Raw genomic sequence first — 20,714 nt, 5'->3', positions numbered from 1 at the left:
AAAACGGAGGATTGTCAATGATTCAATTTGGAACAGGCGGGTTCCGCGCAATCATCGGCGAGGATTTTACCAGAGAGAATCTGGAACTTCTTTCCCTTGCGTTGGTCAGGCTGATTCGGGAAAAGGGAAAGGAATCGGAGCCGGTGATCATCGGCTACGACCGCAGATTCCTGTCCGACATTGCCGCAAGATGGATTGTGTGCGTGTTTGCGGCGGAGGGAATCAAAACCCATCTTGTCGATTACGACGCGCCGACCCCGCTGATTATGTTTGAGGTCATGAAAGAAAAAGTATCCTATGGGCTGATGATTACCGCGAGCCATAACCCGGCGGAGTACAACGGGGTAAAGGTGTTTACTTCCGGGGGCAGGGACGCGACGGAAGAGGTCACGGACGAAATCGAAGCGCAGATTGCGCGAATTCAAAAACCGGATATTAAAAGCATGGAGTATACAAAGGCGCTCGAGTGCGGGCTGGTTACGGTCATTAACCCGCAGAACGAGTACATAGACAGCATCTTGAATGTAATTGATAGGGAGTCCATCAAAAAAAGGCATCTCAATGTGCTGCTTGACCCGATGTTTGGGGTAAGTAAAACAACTTTACAGACGATTCTGCTGACCTGTCGCTGCAATGTGGAGGTGATACACGACCGGCACGACACCCTGTTCGGCGGCAGACTGCCCGCCCCGAACAGCTCCACGCTGACGCACCTTTCCCAGCTGGTGGTGCAGGGAAAATACGACCTCGGCATCGCAACCGACGGTGACGCTGACCGTATCGGTCTGATTGACGCGGCGGGAACGTTCATTCATCCGAACGATATCCTGGTGCTGCTGTATTATTACCTGCACGAGTTCAAGGGCTGGAAGGGCGCCGCCGTGCGCAATGTGGCAACCACGCACTGCCTGGACGCCATGGCGGCTCATTTCGGGGAGAAATGCTACGAGGTTCCTGTGGGCTTCAAGCATATTTCCTCCAAAATGGAGGAAACCGACGCGTTGATCGGGGGAGAATCCTCTGGCGGACTGACCGTGCGCGGCCATATCCGCGGCAAGGACGGCGTTTACGCCGGGGCGCTGCTGGTGGAAATGCTCAGCGTAATTGGCAAGCCGCTTTCAGAGGTGCTGAGGGATATTCATCGGAGATACGGCAGCTTTTCCATGAGTGAATTTGACTGCCGTATGACCGACCGGCACAAGGAAGAGCTGAAACACCTGCTCTTTGAGGAAAAGAAAGTGCCCGAATTCGGAGTAGAGGTCGACAGGGTCTCTTATCTGGACGGCTGCAAGGTCTATTTCAAAAACGGCGGATGGGTGATCTGCCGCTTTTCCGGAACGGAGCCGGTGCTCCGGATTTTCTGTGAAATGGCAAGTGAGACCGAGGCTGAGAAAATCAGTCTGGTCTTCCGCAAATTTCTAAATCTGTAAGTTCTCGTTTCTGCTTTTCAGTCCGCCCCGTTCTGCCGGCAACAGGTTTTCCTGCCGGAAAAACGGGGCGGACGTTTCCTTTTACCGGACTTTTTTGACCTGTTGCGGGCGCAAATGCAACCACACGGCAGTTTTCCCTTTCCATCCCGCGGCAAACCCGCTATACTATCTGCAGAGGGGGTGGTTAGGTGAAAATACGCATTGAGGTAATCAATGATCTGGATGAGGATGAGGTGCTGATCCGCTGCGGCCGTGTGGATGACACCATTCAGAAAATACACCGATATATCCTGGAACAGTCCTCTCAGAATACCAAAATCACCTTTTATAAACAGAATCAGGAATTTTACTTTCCGCTGGATGAAGTTCTGTTTTTTGAAACTGAAGGGGAGTATATTTACGCCCACACCGTAAACGACGCCTACCGGATTAAATACCGTCTGTACGAGCTGGAAGAAATTCTTCCGAAAAACTTTACGCGGGCGGCAAAATCGACCATCGTCAATATCCTGCAGGTGTATTCCGTTACGCGGAACCTTACCGCTTCCAGTCTGGTTCAGTTTATAAACAGCCACAAACAGGTCTATGTGTCGCGGTACTACTATAAAGAACTGCGGCAGCGCTTAAATGAAAGGAGCAATTATGAAAAATAGAAACTGGTTTTGGGGGATTTTCTTCCTGCTTTCCGCGGTGTTTGTCATTGCCAGCCAGGTCGGTTTTTTTGTACAGATCGGATTTGTCAGTATTCTTGCCACGGTTTTACTGGCGGCAATGCTGATCAGTAGCGCACTTCACCGCAATTATTTCGGCTTTTTTATTTCTCTCGCGTTTCTTTATGTGATCTACCGGCAGCCGCTTCATCTTGCTGAAATTTCTCTTTGGCTGCTGTTGCTGGCGGCAGTCTTTGCAAGCATGGGACTCAGCTTTCTTTTTCACAGACGACCGAAAGACTATATGAATTGGCACCACGGTTCGGACTCCATGAAGCCCACCATGGAAAACATTGACGACAACAACCCCTACGCAAAGGTGCATTTCGGTTCTTCCAGCAAGTATCTGCATGGCGAGTGCCTGAAAAGCGGACAGTTCGACGTTTCGTTCGGCGCGCTGGAGCTGTTTTTTGACCAGGCTCACCTTAGCCCGGACGGCGCGCAGGTCTATCTGGACTGCAGCTTCGGCGCCATTCAGCTCTATGTGCCCCGCAGCTGGAAAGTGATCGATAAACTGAACACAAGTCTCGGCGGCGTGGACAACGATATCCGTCTGGCACACCCCGATGAAAACGCTCCGCAGCTTACCCTTACCGGGAATGTGCAGTTCGGGGGCATAGAAATCCATTATATCTGATCCGGTTTCGCCGGAGCTGCCGCGCATAGACACCGTCCGGCTGTCAATAATAGACCGGAAGGTGATGAAATGTACCCGGAAGGCGTTTATTATGAACCGGAGGCGCTTTCCTACGAGCTGGGGAAGCAGCTGCAGGAAAAATTCCGAGGGGTGCCTTGGATTCCGATTGACAGCCACAACAACATAGCGGAGCTTCGCGGCAGCTCCAACAAGGAATTCGGCAATATGAAGCGGTACCTGATTATCGGGATCCGCAAGACGCACAAGTATGTGGAAAATCATAAAATATCCGATTTTCTGGTGCCGTATACTTCCTCCGGGTGCAGCGCGGCCTGCCTTTACTGTTATTTGGTGTGCAACTACAACAAGTGCTCCTATTTAAGGCTCTTTGTCAACCGTGAGCAGATGCTCGGCAAGCTGATGAAAACGGCTGCCGGGGCGGATCGCGACCTGACCTTTGAAATCGGCAGCAACAGTGACCTTGTGCTGGAAAACACCATTACGGGGAACCTTGTCTGGACGATTGAAAATTTTGCAAAGAGTGAAAAAGGCTTCCTGACTTTCCCCACCAAGTTCGACATGGTCGATCCGCTGCTCAATCTTGACCACGGGGGCAGAACGATTTTCCGCATGAGCGTCAATCCGCAGGAGGTCATCAGCCGGGTGGAGTTCGGCACTTCTCCCCTGAAAAACAGGATACAGGCGCTGAATAAAATGTGCGACGCGGGCTACCGGGTCGGGCTTTTGATTGCGCCGGTGGTGCTTTTGGACGATTGGCAAAAGCTCTACACGCAGCTGATCGACCAGCTTGCCGAAGAGCTGTCTCCAAAGGCAAAAAAAGCGCTGACGATTGAAATTATTTTTATGACCTACAGCTATGTTCACCGCGCCATTAACAACGAGGCCTTTCCCAACGCCGTGGAACTGTACAGCGCGTCCCAGATGACGGTGAGGGGACGGGGAAAATACTGCTACCGCAGTGAGCTGCGCGCGCAGGGGGAAGAACTGCTGCGCGCGGGGATTTCCCAAAAGCTCGGCGGCTGCCCTATTCTTTATGTGGTGTGACCGTGCCGCGGCCATTTTTTGAGCCAAAAAAATTCTGAGTCCCTCCCGCTTTTTTCGGCATATGATGGGGCGGAGGGATCAATATGAATGAACCGAATTACAGTGCGGAACTGACCCCGCAGAAGATAGAGCAGGAGTTCGAGTATGAAAATGTGAAGGTTTTCAAGCTGACAGCCGAATTTCCGGAAGTAAGGCTTTTGAACAATCGCCCGGCCGAAATCCGGATTAACAGCATGATACGGATGCAGGTGGAGAACTTTTATAACTATGCCGCAGAAAAGCTGTACCGGCAGGCCGTCGGGGAGTACCGGGATTCCCAGACAAACGGATTCCCGTTCCGGCCGTATGAGGCTTTTTTAAAATACGAAACCGCCTACAACGAAAACTGTTTTTTAAGCATTTACCGCGATCAGTATGTATTTACGGGCGGCGCGCACGGCAACACTGTCCGCAGCTCCGACACATGGAGCCTCAGAAGCGGAAGGCGCTACCCGCTGGTGCGGTTCTTCGGGCCGCGCAGCAACTACCGCAATCTGCTCCTCGGGCAGATTTTAAAACAGGCGGATGCGAATATGGCGGAAAACCCGGGCATCTATTTTGAGGATTACCGCAAGCTGATAGTCCAGTATTTCAATGAAAGGCAGTATTACCTGACCCCTAGGGGCGTCGCGATTTATTATCAGCAGTATGAAATCGCGCCGTATTCCACCGGAATTGTCGTTTTTACCGTTGCGTATGAAATCCTGGGCTGGAATCCGTCCTGTATCCTTGGCTGAAAAATCAATCAATATTTTAGCAAAAAAGCTGCAGACCGCGGCTTTTTTCTTTTTATACGGAATTCTGTATAAAAACCCGGAATCGGACAGACTCCGCCGTCCCTTAAAAAGAGCGCCGAACGCGAATGTTAAAAAATGATACAAACACGTTTTGTTATTGTAAAGACTTAAAAAAAAGAATGCACTACAATAGAAGCGAAATAACGGGGGAGAACCCCGGAAGCGGAGGAGAAAAATTTGAAAAGAATCATTGCTGCTATTTTAACCGTGTGCATTGCGAGCCTTGCTTTTGGCGGGTGCGCGAGTACACCTGCTGAAAAACCCGCATCAACGGGAACACAGTCCACCGCGGAAGTCGTTTCCAAGGCGGAGGGCAACAAAAAGCTGACGGTCGGCTTTGCGCAGATCGGTCAGGAATCCGGCTGGCGTGACGCGGAAACAGCGTCCATCCAGTTCTATGCCGGACAGCATGTGGACACCATCGATTTCAAATTTGCAGATGCACAGCAAAAACAGGAAAATCAGATTAAAGCCATAAAATCCTTCATCGAAATGGGCGTTGACGTCATTGGCCTTGCCCCTGTTGTAGAAACAGGCTGGGACGCCGTGTTCACAGAGGCGAAGGACGCCGGAATCCCGATCGTTCTGCTTGACCGCAGAGCTAAGGTTTCCGATGATCTGTATACCACATTTATCGGCTCCGACTTCATTACAGAAGGACAGAACGCTGCCGACGAGCTGGCAAAGCTGCTGAACAACAAAGGCAATATCGTTGAACTGGAAGGAACCGTGGGCGCTTCCGCGGCGAACGACAGAAAGAAAGGCTTTGACGATCAGCTTGCCGCAAAATATCCGGACATGAAAGTGATCGCTTCCCAGACAGGCGACTTCACCAGAGCCAAGGGCAAGGAAGTTATGGAATCCTTCCTGAAAACATACGGCAACAAAATCAACGCAGTTTACGCACATAACGACGACATGATGCTCGGCGCAATCGAAGCAATGAAAGAAGCCGGCATGAAGCCGGGCAAAGACATCAAGACCGTTTCCTGCGACGGCGTCAAGGGCATTTTCCAGGCGATGGTAGACGGCGAAGCCAATGTCACCGTAGAGTGCAACCCGCTGCTCGGGCCTCAGTTCTTTGAGACCTGCCAGAAACTGAAGAACGGCGAAACCGTTGAAAAGTGGATTAAATCTCAGGAGAGCGTTTTCCGTGCGGATACCGCTGCCAAGGACCTTCCAACCCGCGTTTACTAATCTTTTTCATACAATTCTCCGACTCTCTTTTAAATCCGCTCCGTCTTTGTTCGGCGGAGCGGATTTTGCTTCATAGGATACGGGATTACAATATCACAAAGGAGGAGTCCGCTCATGAGCAGCGAAAATATGCTGATTCAGATGGAACATATTTCGAAAAGCTTTCCTGGGGTGGCGGCGCTTGACGACGTTTCCCTCGAACTGAAAAGCGGAGAAATCCATGCCCTTCTGGGAGAAAACGGCGCTGGAAAGTCCACCTTGATTAAGGTTCTTACCGGTGTGGAGGAACGGGACGGCGGTTCCGTTTTGCTCGAAGGCGTCCCTGTTTTTCCAAAAAGCCCGCAGGACGCGCAAAAGCTGGGAATCAGCACGGTTTATCAGGAAGTCAATCTCTGCCCCAACCTTTCGGTGGCGGAAAATATATACATAGGAAGAGAACCGAAAAAAAGAGGGAGCATCGACTGGAAAAAAATCAATCAGGATTCCCGCACCCTGCTCGACCGGTTCAATCTCAATATCGACGTGACAAAAAATCTGGATTTCTATTCGGTTGCGGTGCAGCAGATGGTGGCCATTGCGCGCGCGGTGGACATTTCCGCCAAAGTGCTCATTCTTGACGAGCCGACTTCCAGCCTGAGCAGCGTGGAGGTGGAAAAGCTTTTCGAGGTTATGCACATGCTGAAGGCGCAGGGAATGGGTATCCTTTTTGTCACGCATTTTCTGGATCAGGTGTATGCGGTTTCAGACACCATTACCGTATTGCGCAACGGGCGCTACGTCGGCACCTACGCGGCCGCGGAGCTGCCGAAAATGCAGCTGGTCGGCAAGATGCTGGGCAAAGAATACGCTGAGCTGGATCTTTCTTCGGAAAAAGAGGAACTCATCGGCGGCGAACGCGAGTGCCTGCTGGAAATGAAGCAGGCGTGCGGGCCGGGCACCATCAGCAATATCGACCTGAAAATCTATAAAGGCGAAGTCCTCGGAATCTCCGGACTGCTCGGTTCCGGCCGGTCGGAGATTGTCCGGCTGATTTTCGGAATCGATCATCTGGAGCAGGGCGAGATCAGCCTGAACAGTCAGAAGCTGGCGGGCAAGGGCCCGCTTCCGGCAATTCGCTGCGGGGTTGCGTTCTGCCCCGAAAACCGGAAAACAGAGGGAATCATCGGTGACCTGAGCATCCGGGAAAACATTATTCTTGCCCTGCAGGCGAAAAAAGGAATGCTCAGGGCGATTTCCCGTGCGGATGCCGAACGGATCGCCGACAAATACATCAAAATGCTGGAGATCAAGACCCCGTCCCAGGAACAGCGCGCAAAGAACCTGAGCGGCGGCAACCAGCAGAAGGTGATTCTGGCAAGATGGCTTGCCACGGATCCCCAACTGCTGATGCTTGACGAGCCTACCCGCGGTATCGACGTGGGAACCAAGGCGGAAATTCAGAAAATTATCGTGGGACTGGCCGAGCAGGGTATGACAGTGGTCTTTATTTCATCCGAAATTGACGAAATGCTCCGCTGCTGCAGCCGTATGATCGTTCTGCGCGACAGAAAGAAGGTTGGCGAACTCAGCGGTAAGGAGATTGCCGAAAGCGCAGTGATGAGCTTAATTGCGGGAGGGGTTAAAAATGGAGAAAATAAAGAAGCTGTCTAAATATCAGGGGTTTTGGCCGGTCATCGTACTGCTGGCCATCCTGCTGATTAACGGAATTGTTTCAGGCGGAAGTTTTTTTGAAATCAAAATCGTGGATGCGCATCTGTACGGAAGGCTGATCGACATCCTGCGCAACGGGAGCAAGCTGATGCTTCTGGCGACCGGTATGACGTTCGTCCTTGCGACGGGCGGGACGGATATTTCCGTCGGTTCCGTTATGGCAATCAGCGGCGCCATTGCGTGCAGCATTGTGGACGGCAGAATCCTGCCGGGCGCGGGGCAGAATGTTCAGGTTGCCATTTTGCTGGCGCTTCTGGGCGGAATGCTCTGCGGTGCGTGGAACGGTTTTCTGGTTTCTAAAATTAAGATTCAGCCCATTGTAGCAACCATGATCCTAATGGTGGCGGGCAGAGGAATCGCCCAACTGATTACGGACGGGAAAATCGTCACCGTGACTTCGGACTCTTATTACTTTATCAACGGCGGTTACATTTTGGGACTTCCGTTTCCGCTGTTTATCGTGCTCTTTGTAGTGGTGCTGGTGCTGCTCTTTACCAAAAAGACCGCGTTCGGGCTGTTTCTGGAATCCACGGGGTGCAACCCGGTTTCCAGCCACTTTGCGGGAATCAATGTCAACAACATCAAATGGCTGGTCTACACCTTCTGCGGAGTTACGGCGGCGGTTGCCGGACTGATTGAGAGTGCGGGCATCAAGGGCGCCGACTGCAACAATGCCGGGCTTTTTATGGAGCTGGACGCCATCCTTGCGGTGGCAATCGGCGGGACGTCGCTGAACGGTGGACGGTTCTCTGTTCCGGCAAGCCTTGCCGGCGCGCTGATTATTCAGAGCATTACGACCTCCGTCTATGCCATGGGCATTGCGCCGGAGATCACCGCGGTCGTGAAAGCCGTCATTGTCATCTGCATCTGCCTGTTCCAGTCACCGGAATTCAAGGAGAAAATGGGGAAACGCTTCTCCGGACATCAACAGGAAAGGATGGCGAAGCCGGTATGAGTGAATCGGTAAAAACAAGAAAAAAGTTCCGTATCCGGAACATGTCCCTGCTGGTCACCGTCCTGCTGTTTATCGGTCTGTTTACGGCGGGCTCGGCTGCCTACGACCGGTTTTTTTCGCTGTCCACGTTCTGCAATCTGCTGAACGACGGCTCCTACATGATTATTGCTTCCATCGGCATCACCTTTGTTTTGCTGACAGGCGGGATTGATATCTCTATTTCGTCCACCATTGCGTTTACCTGCGTGTTCTCGGCGTTTCTGCTCAGAACCGGGTTTGCGGCGGGCGTGGTCATTCCACTGGTGCTGCTGATCGGCCTTTTGTTCGGCGCGCTGATGGGATTTATGATTGACGCCTATAAGCTGCAGCCGTTTATTGTAACGCTGGCCGGCCAGTTCTTTATGCGCGGCCTGTGCGCCGTAATCAGTACGGAGTCCATTCCGATTACGGACGATTTCTACAAAAAAATGGCACTGAATAAAATTATCTTTGCGGGGGCGAAAATTTACTATTACGTCTTTATTGCCGCCGTCGTTTTGATCGGAGCAATGTTTGTACTGAAATACACCCGATTCGGCAGAACCGTTTACGCTGTGGGCGGCAATGAGCTTTCCGCTTCGCTGATGGGCTTGCCCGTGAGAAAAACCAAAATCATGGTTTACTCCATCAGCGGATTCTGCGCGGCGCTGGCGGGTGTGGTGTTCAGCTTTTACACGCTGGCGGGTTATTCGCTGCAGAATGTGGGGATGGAAATGGACGCCATTTCCTCAGCGGTCATCGGCGGCACTTTGCTGACCGGCGGTGTCGGCACCGTAATCGGCACCACCGTGGGCGTAATGATTCAGGGGGTCATCCAGACCATTGTGACCTATCAGAATCTGAACACCTGGTGGACGAAAGTGTTCAGCGCCGCGCTGCTCTGCCTGTTTATTGTCATTCAGCGTATTCTGGCGGGCAGATCGGAAAAAATCAAGGATGTCCGCGGAAAGCTGGAAAAAACTGCATAAGTACGGCAAAATAATTTGATATTCTCACTCCGGTATTATATAATATACACAATTCCTTATACAGAAATAAAGCAGCCGATGAGGTGAGCGTCTTGCGAAAGATATTGGACAAATTTTTGAACATCCGGTTCCGGAACAAAATGGTGCTGTCCTATCTTTTTATGGCGCTCATTCCGTTCGCTGTTTTTTCCATTGTCAGCGGTCTTGTATTTGTCAATCAGGCGCAGCAGACCGCCATGGACCACACCGCTCAAACCATCAATCAGGTGTGCGACTCCATTGATGTTTACATAGGAACCATTGAAAAGACCGCGAACTATATTTCCATTGAACTCAATAACAATGAATTTTGGAAAATTCAGTCGGAAAAAGATCCGAAGTGGAAAACACAGACGGCCAATATTAAAGAGCTGCTGCAGAATATTGCGGCTTCCCACGACGAAATTGCCGGAATCCTGGTTGCCACGAAGAACGACCTGTACGTCAGCACGGGAATGTCCCGCATCTCCCGCGATTCGTTTCAAAATGAGTCCTGGTACCGGCAGGCGGAGCAGACCCCGGAGGAAATCCGTCTCATCAGCGACGCGACGGGAAGAAATATTGTTACCAACCAGGATTACAGTGTGGATGATGTCTTTTCGCTTACCAAGGCGGTCAGGGACCCCAAAACCGGCGAGGTGCTGGGGGTCATTCTGTTTGACATTCGCCACGACATTATCAAAAAGTCCATCAACAGCGTTACCATTGGGGAAAAGGGCTTTGTGTTTGTTACGGATACGGACAACAGCATTGTCTACGCTCCCGTCAACGACGTGGTGTACCGCGTTAATCCGCTCTGGCTCAGCGGCAGCGGAAATGCGTTTGTCACCGCAAATATTCGGGGCGGGAACTACCAGATTCACTCTGAAAAATCGGAGTACACCGGATGGCGGACCGTGGGCGTGTTTTCCAACGACGAGGTCATGGCAAGCGTCAATACCATCATTTATATTCTGTTCGGCTGTATTTTGGTTACCGTGCTGATTGTGCTGTTTTCCTCCTTCCAGCTTGCGGAAACCATTACAAAGCCGATCAATAAGCTGCAGACTTTGATGAAGCAGGCCGAAGGTGGCGACCTTTCGGTGCGCTTCAACAGCAAATACAACGATGAAATCGGGGAGCTCGGACTTCGGTTCAACCACATGATCGACCAGATCGGCAACCTGATCCATATGGTGTATGTGGAGCAGCAGAACAAGCGGTTTGCGGAGCTGAAGTCCCTGCAGGAACAGATCAAGCCGCATTTTCTCTACAACACGCTGGACACCATCAGCTGGATGGCGCGCGACTACGGGGCAACCGACATTGTGCGGCTGGTGGACGCGCTGACCAGTATGTTCCGAATCGGGCTGAGCCACGGAAAAGACATCATCAGCATCCGCGAGGAAATCAGTCATGTTTCCAATTACCTTTATATTCAGAAAATCCGGTATAAGGATAAGCTGAATTACCAGATTGAGGTGGATGAAAAGCTGGCCGCGTGCAAGGTTCCCAAGCTGATCTTGCAGCCTTTGGTGGAAAACGCCATCTACCACGGAGTAAAGGAAAAGCGCGGGGGCGGCACCATTTCGGTAACGGTACACAGGAACGGCGGACTGCTGGTGATTAAGGTACACGACGACGGCGCGGGAATTCCCGCTGACCGGGTGGAGCTGCTGAACCATCAGCTGAACAGCCACACGGAGCTTGACCAGAAACAGAGCTTCGGCCTCTTTTATATTCAGGAAAGAATCCAGCTGTGCTATGGAAAAGAGTATGGAATTTCCATAGAGAGCCGGGAGGGAGAAGAAACCACGGTCACGGTGATTCTTCCGGCAGACGAGGACTGCTGAGCGAAAGGAGAGGAGATATGTATAAGGTGCTGATTGCGGATGATGAGGAGATTATCCGCAAAGGAATTGCCGGTCTTTTGAAGGGGGACGGGGAAATGCAGATCGTGGCGCAGGCGGAGGACGGCGAAACCGCTCTGGAGCTTGCGGAAAAGTTTACGCCCGACCTGCTGTTTGTCGATATCAATATGCCGTTTCTGAACGGCATCCAGTTTATTGAAAAGCTGAAGGGCCTTTTAAAGGACGCGGTGGTCATCATCATTACCGGTTATGACGATTTTCAGTATGTTCAAAGCGCGCTGCGACTGGGAGTTTACGACTACCTGTTAAAGCCGATCATGGAGGACGTGTTTTACAAATCGCTGAACCGCGCCAAGGATGAGCTGAAAAGTACCCGGGAACAGACAAAATATCTGGAATGGGCAAAAGTCCTGCTGGAAAAGAATAAGGCAAAATTGACGGAAAACTTTCTGAACGACTGGCTTGGCGGCCATTTCTGCGAAGAGGAAATCGACGAGCGCGTCCATTTTCTGGGGATGAAGCTTCCGGAAGAGTTCGGCATTGTCGTTGCAGGACTGGATTATAAAAATAATATGGAAATCGGCGGGGACTGGAACGACGACCTGCTTTATTACGCTGCGGAAAATATTACGCGGGAGCTTTTTGAACCGTTTAATCCGGCCGCCCTCTTCCGGAATCCGGCGGGGAACCTGGTGCTGATTTCCGCCTGTCAGCCGCAGGACGCCTGGCAGGACACGGTGAAAACCCTTCGCCGCCTGCTGGAGGAACATCTGCCCGTGCGGGTCACGCTGGCGCAGTCGGCGGGAAACGGCCGCAGGGAAATTTCGGTGGAATATGAGCATGCGCTCAGCCGGTTTTATGAGCTGATGGAGGTGCCGCAGCTGATTAAGGACGTACAGAACTATATTGACGAAAATTACCGCAACGAAGCGTTTTCCCTGCAGGACGCGGCGGATGCGTTCCATGTGTCCCCACAGCATTTAAGCCGTATTTTTCGCCATTCTATGGGAATCACCTTTGTGGACTATGTCACGCGCGCCCGTATCCGCAAGGCGATTGAGCTGCTTTCCAATGAGGAAATGAAGATTTACGAAATCGCGGAGCTGACGGGGTACTCCAGTCAGCACTATTTCAGCAGCGCCTTTAAAAAGGTGCTTGGCGTTTCCCCGGCGGAGTACCGGAAAAACGAGCAGAATAAAATCTCTGCGGCAATGTGAGGAAAAGAACAATGAAAAAACGGATGAGTGGGTTTCTGGCGGTTCTGCTCTGCGCCGCGGTGCTGCTTTCCCTGTTCCCCGGCTGCAGCAGACAGGCGCCGGAGAAGGTGGAGTACCTGATCGGTGTTTCACAGGCGAACATGAGGGAATCGTGGCGGCTGGCTCTCATCCGGGAACTGAAGGAAGAGGCCGCAAAGCACCCCGGAGTCCGGCTGATCTTTACGGACGCCACGCAGAACAGTGACAAGCAGATTTCTGATATCCGGCGGCTGCTCGCGTGCGGGGTCGACCTGCTGATTGTATCGCCCTGCGACGTGAAGAAAATCACCCCCGTGGTCAGCGGCGTCTACAAATCCATCCCGGTCATCGTCATGGACCGCGTGGTGGAGGGCTACGATTACTCCCTGTTTATCGGGCCGGACAACCGCAGCATCGGCAAGCAGGCCGGGGAGTCCGTTTTGCGGATGCTTGGCGGCAAATCGGGCGGGGTGCTGGAAATCTGCGGAAGCGCCAGCTCCCAGATGAGCGGGGAGCGGAGCGAAGGCTTTCAGAGCAGCCTTAACCAGAACCCAAACATCAGCATCCGGAAAATATCGATTGAAAATGAGTCGCGTGACTCTACGGAGGACCATTTACTGCAGCATAAAAGCCAGCTTGACGGCATCCGGGTCATTTTCGCGCACAACGACTATATGGCCTTAGGCGCCTGCCGTGCCATCGAAAAGCTGGGGCTGAAAAATATCCGGATTATCGGGGTGGACGGCTTTACCGGGGAGAACGACGGCATCGGCCTGGTTCAAAAGGGCATGATCGACGAGACCATCACCTGCCCGACCGGCGGGCGGGAGGCAATCCAGTTCTCTCTGGATATCCTGCAGAATGTGGCCGGCGTGCCCAAGCAGGAAATTCTGCACAGCCACAAGGTTACCAAAGAAAATGTGGACGCGTTTGTGGAAAACCTGAACAAGCCGCAGACTGCCCCGCCAAAGACCATCCGTGTGGGATACGCGCAGGTCGGTACGGAAAGCGCGTGGAGGCTTGCCAATACCGAGTCTATTCAGTCCGCGGCAAAGGAATTCGGAATCCAGCTGTTTTACGAGAACGCCGACCAGTCGCCCAAGCGGCAGATCGAGGCGATCCGGAAGTTTATCGCGATGAAGGTGGATGCGATTGTTCTCTCCCCGGTGATTGACAGCGGCTGGGATGAGGTGCTGCGGGAGGCAAAGCAGGCAAATATCCCCGTGATTCTTTCCGACCGTGAAATCACGGTGCAGGACGACGACATGTACCTGACCTTTATCGGCGCGGATTTTGTGGAGGAGGGCCGGCGCGCCATGCGCTGGATTGCGGAGAACGCCGTACCCGCCAACAAAAATGCGACTATCCGTATCATGGAGCTGCAGGGAACGGTGGGGGCGTCGCCTTCCGTGGAGCGGAGCCTGGGCTTCAGGGAAATTCTGCAGGAATACCCCAACGACAAAATCGTTTATACGCGCAGCGGGGACTTTACCTACGACGGCGGAAAGCAGATTGTGGAGGAGTACCTGAAAACCCATAAATGGGATATTGACGTGGTCTACGCCCATAACGACGACATGGCGCTCGGCGCGGCGGAAGCTTTGGAGAAAAACGGAATCGCCCCCGGAAAGGACGTGAAAATCGTGTCCATAGACGGAACGAAAAACGCCCTGAACGCCATTGTCAGCGGAAAAATGAACTGCGTGGTGGAGTGTAACCCTCTGCTCGGGCCGCAGCTGATGAAGGCCATTACCGATTTGATGTCCGGCAAGGAGCTTCCCCTGCGGATCATCACCGATGAAAAGGTCTTTACCAAAGAAAATACACAGGAGACCATCAAGAGCAGGAAGTACTGAAACTGAGAATGTGGAGTATATTTTCAACAGCGGTTCCGATTTTACGGAGCTGCTGTTTTTCCATATAAAGGAGGAAAGCGGAAATACTTGACAAATACGCGTGGGGAGAATACAATCAACTGTATTAGATGAATAGTACAATTCGAAGGACCCATTCAGAGCCCCGCGAAGCGGGGAAAAGGAGAAGAGGAAGAATGAATAAAAAACAGATTGCGGGACTGGTTGCTGCTGCGTTTGTCTTTGTGTTTATCTGCAGCGCCAATCTTCTGGTGAAAAACGCCGCGCAAGAGCAGAGTAAAAAGGCCCTTGCCCAAAGCGTACTGGATTCGGTGGAATCACAGGTGCAGCTCCCGTCGGAACCGTTTGTCGGGGTGGTCAAAGTGGACGGCACCATCATGAAAACCACGTCCTCATCGTCGCTTTTCCCGACGGAAGGGTATAACCATGACAAAACGCTCAAGCTGATTGACCAGCTTCAGGAGTCCGGCAACAACAGGGGCATCCTGCTCTATGTCAACACACCGGGCGGAAGCGTATATGAAACCGACGAGCTGTACCAGCGGCTGCTGAAGTACAAGAAGGACACCGGCCGGCCGGTCTGGACGTATATGGCCAATGAAGCTTGTTCCGGCGGATACTATGTTTCCATGGCATCAGATAAAATCTATGCAAACCGGAACACCTGGACGGGTTCCATCGGCGTGATTCTGTCGCTGTCCAATTACAAGGGGCTGATGGATAAGCTGGGAGTGGATACGATTCTGTTTACCAGCGGGCCGAACAAATCCATGGGGAATCCCGGTGTGGATGTTACGAACGAACAGAAGACCATCTTCCAGGGACTGGTGGATGAATCCTACGAGCAGTTTGTGGGAATTGTGGCGCAGGGCCGGAAAATGAGCGTCGATACAGTCAAGCCGATTGCGGACGGACGAATCTATACGGCGCAGCAGGCGCTTGACCTCAAGCTGATCGACGGCATTCAGAATTACGAGGATACACAGGCGCAGATGAAAAAAGAGCTTGGCGGCGAGGTGACGTTCTTTACCCCGAAGAGCAGTGAATTTAACCTGAATTCCCTGTTTTCCATGGCGAAAAGCTACACCAGCACCGACGCGGATAAAATCAAGGAGCTGCTAGAATCACAGGAGAGCGGGGTGCCGATGTATTATGCAGTCACAGGAAAATAACAACCCGGCCAATGGCGGATTTTTTGTCCGTCTGGCGGCGTACCTCATCGATATGCTCCTGATTGGAGCTTTGCTGCTGACCGTAAAGATTCCGATGCTTTTTGTACGGATGAGTCATCCGGATAATTTCATGGTCAGCCCGCTGTTGTTCCGGTTCAGCCTGCTGGATATTCTGCTGTATCTGGCCGCGTCCGCCTATTTTGTGATTTTAACCTATCAGACGGGCGCCACCGTCGGAAAGCGACTGATGAACCTTCGGGTCGTTTCCGTCAGCGGTGAGCCGCTCACCCTGCTGAATGTCCTTTACAGGGAAACGATTGGGCGGTATCTGTCCTCCCTTCTGTTTGTGGGCTACATCCTGATTGGCCTGAATAACGAAAAACGCGGACTGCACGACCTGATCTGCGACACAAAAGTGATTTATGTCTGCAAATGCATGCAGCTTCCCCCGAAGCGGACGTATCAGCCGATGCCGGCGTATATGCCGTATTACGGTCAGCCGGTGCCGCCGGTTTCCCCACAGTCTTCGGTTCCGCCGCAGCCCCCGGTGATCCCGGAACGGTCGCCGGACGAACCTGAAGCAGAGGGAACCGATCATCCGGAGAATTGATGTTGCGGGTAAGCGTTCACGGTTGATTTTTGTCGAAATTATGCTATGATTAGAGCATATTTTACAAAATCGGCTCCTGCCGCTGAAACCAACGCAGGAACGTGAACGGAAGGGCATTATGATCGATATTCAAATAGGTTCTTATGAGGAGTCACAGATTCTCTTTATTTATGAAGACACGGATCACACCGGATTGCCGGTGAATGCAGTTTTTCATGCGGAATTTCTGGAAAGCTTTCCGCTTTATCAGGACGGCCGGCTTATCGTGTATATCGGGCTTGGAAAGCGCGGCGAGCTGACTGCCCGCAGAATGACGGACGCCGTTGCAAAAGGTGTCCGCGAGCTGCAAAAGCTGCATCTATCCGCTGCGGGAATCAATCTGTCCGCCATGGTGCCCGCCTGTGGGCTGAGCTGTGTGAGAAGCGCTGTTTTGGGAATCAAGCTGGGGCTGTATGCTTATGCCCCGTACCGTGCGGACAGCAGGGAGGATTCCTTCCGCTTTTTTCTGCACGGAATTCCGCAGAGCCTGCAGCAGACGGCGCAAGAGTATCTGGGGAAAGCCGTCAATCTGGCGGACAGCGTGATTTTGGCAAGAGATCTGGTCAATGCCCCCGCCAACCGCCTGACGCCCCCCCTGATGGCGGACGCGCTGAAAAAGGAAGCAGAAAAGTGCGGTGTGCAGGCTGAAATTCTGGATGAAAAACTGGCGGAAGCACTGGGCATGTCCGCATTTCTAACGGTTGGGAACAGCAGCGCAAACCCGCCGCGGCTGATCGTGCTGCGCTATCTGGCGGATCCGCAGTCGTCGGAAATCACCGCGCTGGTCGGAAAAGGCGTTACCTGTGACACGGGCGGGTACTGCCTGAAAAGCAGGGATTCCATGCTTGGTATTAAAGGCGATATGGCCGGAGGCGCGGCGGTGGCCGGGGCAATTTTCGCCCTTGCCCGCAATCAGGTAAGAACAAATGCCGTGGCGGTGATTCCGGCCTGTGAAAACCGTATTTCCAGACAGAGCTTCCTGCCCGGGGACGTGATTTCGTCCATGTCCGGCAAGATGATCGAGATTCAGAATACGGACGCGGAGGGCAGACTGATTCTGGCCGACGCGGTTACCTACGCCATCCGAAAAGAAGGTGCCGCCAGAGTGCTGGACATCGCCACACTGACGGGTGCGGTCGTCGGGGCGCTCGGCTTTACCACGGCGGGGGTTCTGACGGACAGCGACCAGCTGTGGGAGGATCTTTCCGCGGCGGCACGCGTTTCCGGCGAACAGTACTGGCGTCTGCCCATTTTCCCCGAATATGAGGAAATGGTAAAAAGCAAGATCGCCGATGTAAAAAATATGGGCGAGCATTACTGCGGGACGATTTCCGCGGGGCTGTTTATTCGGGAATTCGCACAGCGGCTGCCGTGGATTCATCTGGATATTGCCGGAACGGCGTGGGTGGACAAACCGGTGTTTGAACATCAGTCGGTCGGGGCCACCGGCGCAGGCGTTACTACGCTTTACGATTTGCTCAATACACAAGGGCAGTGCAGCGGACAAAAGATATAACGGAAAAGCAGAAGCCGCGTGAAAACGCGGCTTCTGCTTTTTTAGGGACTCTATCAAAAAAAGTTGCATATTCATTCAGGGCTTCTTAGCCATTCGGAAAAATTTCATGAACCTTTTGCGCAATCAGCTCGGCCATTTTCCGGTGACCGGCCTGTGTGTAATGGATTCCGTCCTCCGGGCCGACTTCCACGCTCCGGTCCGGGTTCAGAAAATGCACATGGTTCCGTTTTGCGACCTGCTCATACTCTTCAGCCAGCAAAAGGCTGTTTTTCATTCCTTCACCGAACATCAGGCGCCAGTCCCGGATTCCTACGTCGGTGATGGGAACCGGCGCGGCCAAAAGCACCTGCGGGGCGCTGCCGGAATTGCCCGAATCGGATTTCAAAATGGTTCTTATCAGGTTTTCCATTCCCGACGCAATGTCGCACACCGGCAGGGAAAAGCGTTTTTTCAAATCATTGGTACCCAGCATAATGACCGCCAGATCGAGCGGCTTGTGGCTCTCCAGACAGGGCAGAAGATAGGTTTTTCCGTTCTTGTATTCTTCAATCGGGTCGTCCCAGACGGTCGTTCTGCCGCCCAGACCTTCTTCTATGACATAGTACCCGTCGCCGAGCAGCTTTTGCAGCAGACCGGTCCAGCGAATGTCCCGCGTGTATCTGCCCGTCATCCCGGGTTTCATCCCGTAAGTGTTGGAGTCGCCGTAGCAAAGAATGTTTTTCATTTTTTCAGCCTCTATTCACAGAACTTTTCCACGATCTGTGACATAGCATCCCATTTTTCGTCCATTTCCTCCACCAGCCGGAACTGGGTGCGGGCACGGTCAAGGTTGTGGCCTTCACGGCTGATTTTGAAGTAGGTGTCGCCCGCCAGATAATCAGCAAGGAAACGGATGCCGCATTCCAGTGTCATCATCTTGGCTCCGTCCGGCAGCCTTCTGATTTCCTCGTTGGTCAGCACCTTCCCGGCAATTTCCAGAAAGCCTTTGGTATACGCTTCATACAGTTCCAGATCAAAGTGCACTTTGGAAAGATCCTGCTCATCCTCCGCCGCCGTGCTGGCCCCGAAGCGGATGGAGTCGCCGAAGTCGTACAGGGACAGACCGGGCATTACCGTGTCCAGATCGATGACGCAGACCCCTTTGCCGGTTTTGCTGTCGACAAGGACGTTGTTCAGTTTGGTATCGTTGTGGGTGACCCGCAGGGGAAGTTCCCCCCGCGCCTGCATATCCACCAGCAGGTGGGTGTATTCTTCCTGCTTCAAGACAAAGTCGATTTCTTCCTGTACCCCGGCAGCCCTGCCCTTTACGTCCTCAGCCAGCGCTTCTTTAAATTGAAGGATACGGTTGGGAGTGTTGTGGAACAGAGGAATGGTCTCGTGCAGGGTAGCCGCCGGATAGTCGGCCAGCAGCAGCTGAAACCGGCCAAAGGTACGGGCGGAATCATAAAACTCTTCTTTGGTTCTCGTCTGCTGCAGGGTGACGGTATTTTCAATGAAATAATAGGAGCGCCAGTAGCCGCCGTCTTCGTCAATATAATAGTATGTACCGTCCCAAGCGGGGATCAGGTTCAGCGTTTCACGGTAGGGGTCTCCGCCCGCAGCGGCGATTGCGCGGTGCAGGTAGCGGGTAACGCCCACCACGTTTTCCATCAGCTCAACGGGTTTGCGGAACACATTGGTGTTAATGCGCTGGAGGATGTATCTGCGGGTTTGTTCCTCCAGCTGAAAAAATACGGAAAAAGTGTCGTTGATATGTCCGCTTCCATAGGGGAGAATCCCTACATACTGGCCCTCAAACTGGAATTTTCCCGCAATTTCGGGCAGAAGTTCGTTTTTAACCGGTTTCATGTATTGCCCTCCCATAGCTTATCAGGGTAAATTCCCTGTTTTCTCATTCTGCGGATTGCTTCCACCACGACCGGTTTGTCCTCACGATAGGTGACTCCGTACCATCTGTCAGGGGACTGCAGCACTTTTACGCTGGCCTTTTCGCTTTTCAGCAGTTCATCCACCACGGTGGGCAGAAAAAATTCGGCCTTCAGCGGATTGTTTTTCAGAGCATTGTCCAGAAACGCGGGGAACCTTGCGGCGATTTCTTCCAGTATCGATTCGGAAAAACCCCACAGGTTCATAGAAACGGTGCTTCCGCGGGGGACGGTGATCCAGGAGCTTCCGCCGTCCTCGGTGTACTGCGCAGCGTCCCCGCGCTTTTCAATGTGGGTACGTTCGTGAATATCCTGTAAAAAACCGTCCGGGGTGGCGACGCAGACGCCTCTTGCCACATGGCCGTGATCTGTCAGCGTGTTTTCCAGGGTATAGCCCACCATTGCGTAGCGGTACAGTTCATCGTCCCTGCTGTGAAGAAGATAATCGTAAATCAGCCGGAACGCGTCCTTTCCGTAGTAGTCGTCGGCGTTGATGACGGCAAACGGCGCGTCAATCACCTCACGGCAGCAGAGGACGGCGTGCGCGGTTCCCCACGGCTTGCCGCGCCCCTGCGGCACCCGGTACCCCGGCGGCAGTTCGTCCACTTCCTGATACGCGTATTTTACCTCTATGATTTTGGACATTCTGTCCCCGATAATCTCTTTAAAATCCGCTTCAATTGATTTTTTAATCAGAAAAACGACCTTTTTGAATCCGGCTTTCACCGCGTCATAAAGAGAGAAATCAATAATAATCTCTCCGTTGTCGCCCACGGGGTCAATCTGTTTCGGCCCGCCGTATCTGCTGCCCATTCCCGCCGCCATGACAACGAGTACAGGTTCCTTCATGTTGCATTCTCCTTTGTGCATTTGCTGTTTTGTATTCTCTGCCCTTATTTTAGATGAT

Annotated in this window: 18 protein-coding genes; 15 read left to right on the top strand and 3 right to left on the bottom strand. The window is 52.7% G+C overall.

Annotation, left to right across the window (positions count from 1 at the left end; genetic code table 11):
* Positions 1–17: 17 nt before the first annotated feature.
* The 15 genes from J5W02_RS07510 to J5W02_RS07440 all read left to right on the top strand — a co-directional run bounded on the left by J5W02_RS07510 (position 18) and on the right by J5W02_RS07440 (position 17,882).
* Entirely contained in the window at positions 18–1,430 is a 1,413-nt protein-coding gene (locus J5W02_RS07510; RefSeq protein WP_219965048.1) for a phosphoglucomutase/phosphomannomutase family protein, read from the top strand.
* Positions 1,431–1,618: 188 nt separating this feature from the next.
* The gene (locus tag J5W02_RS07505; protein ID WP_219965047.1) at positions 1,619–2,083 is read left to right on the top strand and encodes a LytTR family DNA-binding domain-containing protein; all 465 of its coding nucleotides are present in this window, start codon (positions 1,619–1,621) and stop codon (positions 2,081–2,083) included.
* A complete protein-coding gene (locus J5W02_RS07500; RefSeq protein WP_219965046.1) occupies positions 2,073–2,777 on the top strand; it encodes a LiaF transmembrane domain-containing protein in 705 nt (234 codons plus the stop codon). The genes J5W02_RS07505 and J5W02_RS07500 overlap by 11 nt, the downstream gene beginning before the upstream one ends.
* A 69-nt stretch (positions 2,778–2,846) precedes the next feature.
* Positions 2,847–3,842: an SPL family radical SAM protein gene (locus J5W02_RS07495; protein WP_219965045.1), complete on the top strand. Its 996-nt coding sequence runs from the start codon at positions 2,847–2,849 to the stop codon at positions 3,840–3,842.
* An 83-nt stretch (positions 3,843–3,925) separates the two neighbouring features.
* Entirely contained in the window at positions 3,926–4,618 is a 693-nt protein-coding gene (locus J5W02_RS07490) for a DUF3298 and DUF4163 domain-containing protein (protein ID WP_219965044.1), read from the top strand.
* 237 nt (positions 4,619–4,855) lie between these two features.
* Positions 4,856–5,875, top strand: coding sequence for an ABC transporter substrate-binding protein (locus J5W02_RS07485; RefSeq protein ID WP_219965043.1), 1,020 nt, complete (start codon positions 4,856–4,858; stop codon positions 5,873–5,875).
* 114 nt (positions 5,876–5,989) lie between these two features.
* A complete protein-coding gene (locus J5W02_RS07480) occupies positions 5,990–7,525 on the top strand; it encodes a sugar ABC transporter ATP-binding protein (RefSeq protein WP_219965042.1) in 1,536 nt (511 codons plus the stop codon).
* Positions 7,500–8,540, top strand: a complete 1,041-nt coding sequence (locus J5W02_RS07475; RefSeq protein ID WP_219965041.1) for an ABC transporter permease — start codon at positions 7,500–7,502, stop codon at positions 8,538–8,540. The genes J5W02_RS07480 and J5W02_RS07475 overlap by 26 nt, the downstream gene beginning before the upstream one ends.
* Positions 8,537–9,547, top strand: a complete 1,011-nt coding sequence (gene yjfF, locus J5W02_RS07470; protein WP_219965040.1) for a galactofuranose ABC transporter, permease protein YjfF — start codon at positions 8,537–8,539, stop codon at positions 9,545–9,547. The genes J5W02_RS07475 and yjfF overlap by 4 nt, the downstream gene beginning before the upstream one ends.
* 92 nt (positions 9,548–9,639) lie before the next feature.
* Complete coding sequence (locus J5W02_RS07465) at positions 9,640–11,418, top strand: cache domain-containing sensor histidine kinase (RefSeq protein ID WP_219965039.1); 1,779 nt, start codon at positions 9,640–9,642, stop codon at positions 11,416–11,418.
* Positions 11,419–11,435: 17 nt separating this feature from the next.
* Positions 11,436–12,653, top strand: a complete 1,218-nt coding sequence (locus J5W02_RS07460) for a response regulator transcription factor (protein ID WP_219965038.1) — start codon at positions 11,436–11,438, stop codon at positions 12,651–12,653.
* A gap of 11 nt (positions 12,654–12,664) precedes the next feature.
* Positions 12,665–14,527 (top strand): substrate-binding domain-containing protein, encoded by a 1,863-nt coding sequence (locus J5W02_RS07455; protein ID WP_219965037.1) that lies wholly within the window; start codon positions 12,665–12,667, stop codon positions 14,525–14,527.
* Between the two features lie 194 nt (positions 14,528–14,721).
* A complete protein-coding gene (gene sppA / locus J5W02_RS07450; protein ID WP_219965036.1) occupies positions 14,722–15,717 on the top strand; it encodes a signal peptide peptidase SppA in 996 nt (331 codons plus the stop codon).
* Positions 15,698–16,327, top strand: a complete 630-nt coding sequence (locus tag J5W02_RS07445; RefSeq protein WP_219965035.1) for an RDD family protein — start codon at positions 15,698–15,700, stop codon at positions 16,325–16,327. The genes sppA and J5W02_RS07445 overlap by 20 nt, the downstream gene beginning before the upstream one ends.
* Before the next feature lie 118 nt (positions 16,328–16,445).
* Positions 16,446–17,882 carry a leucyl aminopeptidase gene (locus J5W02_RS07440; protein WP_219965034.1) on the top strand — a complete coding sequence of 479 codons (1,437 nt, stop codon included), beginning with the start codon at positions 16,446–16,448 and terminating at the stop codon, positions 17,880–17,882.
* A gap of 85 nt (positions 17,883–17,967) precedes the next feature.
* Here J5W02_RS07440 and J5W02_RS07435 read toward each other — a convergent pair whose 3' ends face one another.
* Genes J5W02_RS07435 through J5W02_RS07425 form a run of 3 tightly spaced genes read right to left on the bottom strand, consistent with a single transcriptional unit; the run spans position 17,968 to position 20,656 of the window.
* A complete protein-coding gene (locus J5W02_RS07435; protein ID WP_219965033.1) occupies positions 17,968–18,606 on the bottom strand; it encodes an SGNH/GDSL hydrolase family protein in 639 nt (212 codons plus the stop codon).
* Positions 18,607–18,617: 11 nt separating this feature from the next.
* The gene (locus J5W02_RS07430; RefSeq protein WP_255575618.1) at positions 18,618–19,730 is read right to left on the bottom strand and encodes a phosphotransferase enzyme family protein; all 1,113 of its coding nucleotides are present in this window, start codon (positions 19,728–19,730) and stop codon (positions 18,618–18,620) included.
* Positions 19,727–20,656, bottom strand: coding sequence for a nucleotidyltransferase family protein (locus tag J5W02_RS07425; protein ID WP_219965031.1), 930 nt, complete (start codon positions 20,654–20,656; stop codon positions 19,727–19,729). Before J5W02_RS07425 ends, J5W02_RS07430 begins: the two co-directional genes overlap by 4 nt.
* Positions 20,657–20,714 lie beyond the last annotated feature (58 nt).

Origin of the sequence: Caproiciproducens faecalis (genome assembly GCF_019448085.1) — a bacterium.
GTDB classification, from domain to species: Bacteria; Bacillota; Clostridia; order Oscillospirales; family Acutalibacteraceae; genus Caproiciproducens; species Caproiciproducens faecalis.
Note: the sequence above shows the minus strand (reverse complement) of the source record. Positions and strands in the feature narration are given on the sequence as shown.

Bases quoted from the DNA above. Each gene is read 5' to 3' on its own strand.
- J5W02_RS07510 (WP_219965048.1), top strand. From the start codon at position 18: ATGATTCAATTTGGAACAGGCGGGTTCCGCGCAATCATCGGCGAGGAT.
- J5W02_RS07500 (WP_219965046.1), top strand. From the start codon at position 2,073: ATGAAAAATAGAAACTGGTTTTGGGGGATTTTCTTCCTGCTTTCCGCG.
- J5W02_RS07495 (WP_219965045.1), top strand. From the start codon at position 2,847: ATGTACCCGGAAGGCGTTTATTATGAACCGGAGGCGCTTTCCTACGAG.
- J5W02_RS07490 (WP_219965044.1), top strand. From the start codon at position 3,926: ATGAATGAACCGAATTACAGTGCGGAACTGACCCCGCAGAAGATAGAG.
- J5W02_RS07480 (WP_219965042.1), top strand. From the start codon at position 5,990: ATGAGCAGCGAAAATATGCTGATTCAGATGGAACATATTTCGAAAAGC.
- J5W02_RS07475 (WP_219965041.1), top strand. From the start codon at position 7,500: ATGGAGAAAATAAAGAAGCTGTCTAAATATCAGGGGTTTTGGCCGGTC.
- yjfF (WP_219965040.1), top strand. From the start codon at position 8,537: ATGAGTGAATCGGTAAAAACAAGAAAAAAGTTCCGTATCCGGAACATG.
- J5W02_RS07460 (WP_219965038.1), top strand. From the start codon at position 11,436: ATGTATAAGGTGCTGATTGCGGATGATGAGGAGATTATCCGCAAAGGA.
- J5W02_RS07455 (WP_219965037.1), top strand. From the start codon at position 12,665: ATGAAAAAACGGATGAGTGGGTTTCTGGCGGTTCTGCTCTGCGCCGCG.
- sppA (WP_219965036.1), top strand. From the start codon at position 14,722: ATGAATAAAAAACAGATTGCGGGACTGGTTGCTGCTGCGTTTGTCTTT.
- J5W02_RS07445 (WP_219965035.1), top strand. From the start codon at position 15,698: ATGCAGTCACAGGAAAATAACAACCCGGCCAATGGCGGATTTTTTGTC.
- J5W02_RS07440 (WP_219965034.1), top strand. From the start codon at position 16,446: ATGATCGATATTCAAATAGGTTCTTATGAGGAGTCACAGATTCTCTTT.
- J5W02_RS07435 (WP_219965033.1), bottom strand. From the start codon at position 18,606: ATGAAAAACATTCTTTGCTACGGCGACTCCAACACTTACGGGATGAAA.
- J5W02_RS07430 (WP_255575618.1), bottom strand. From the start codon at position 19,730: ATGAAACCGGTTAAAAACGAACTTCTGCCCGAAATTGCGGGAAAATTC.
- J5W02_RS07425 (WP_219965031.1), bottom strand. From the start codon at position 20,656: ATGAAGGAACCTGTACTCGTTGTCATGGCGGCGGGAATGGGCAGCAGA.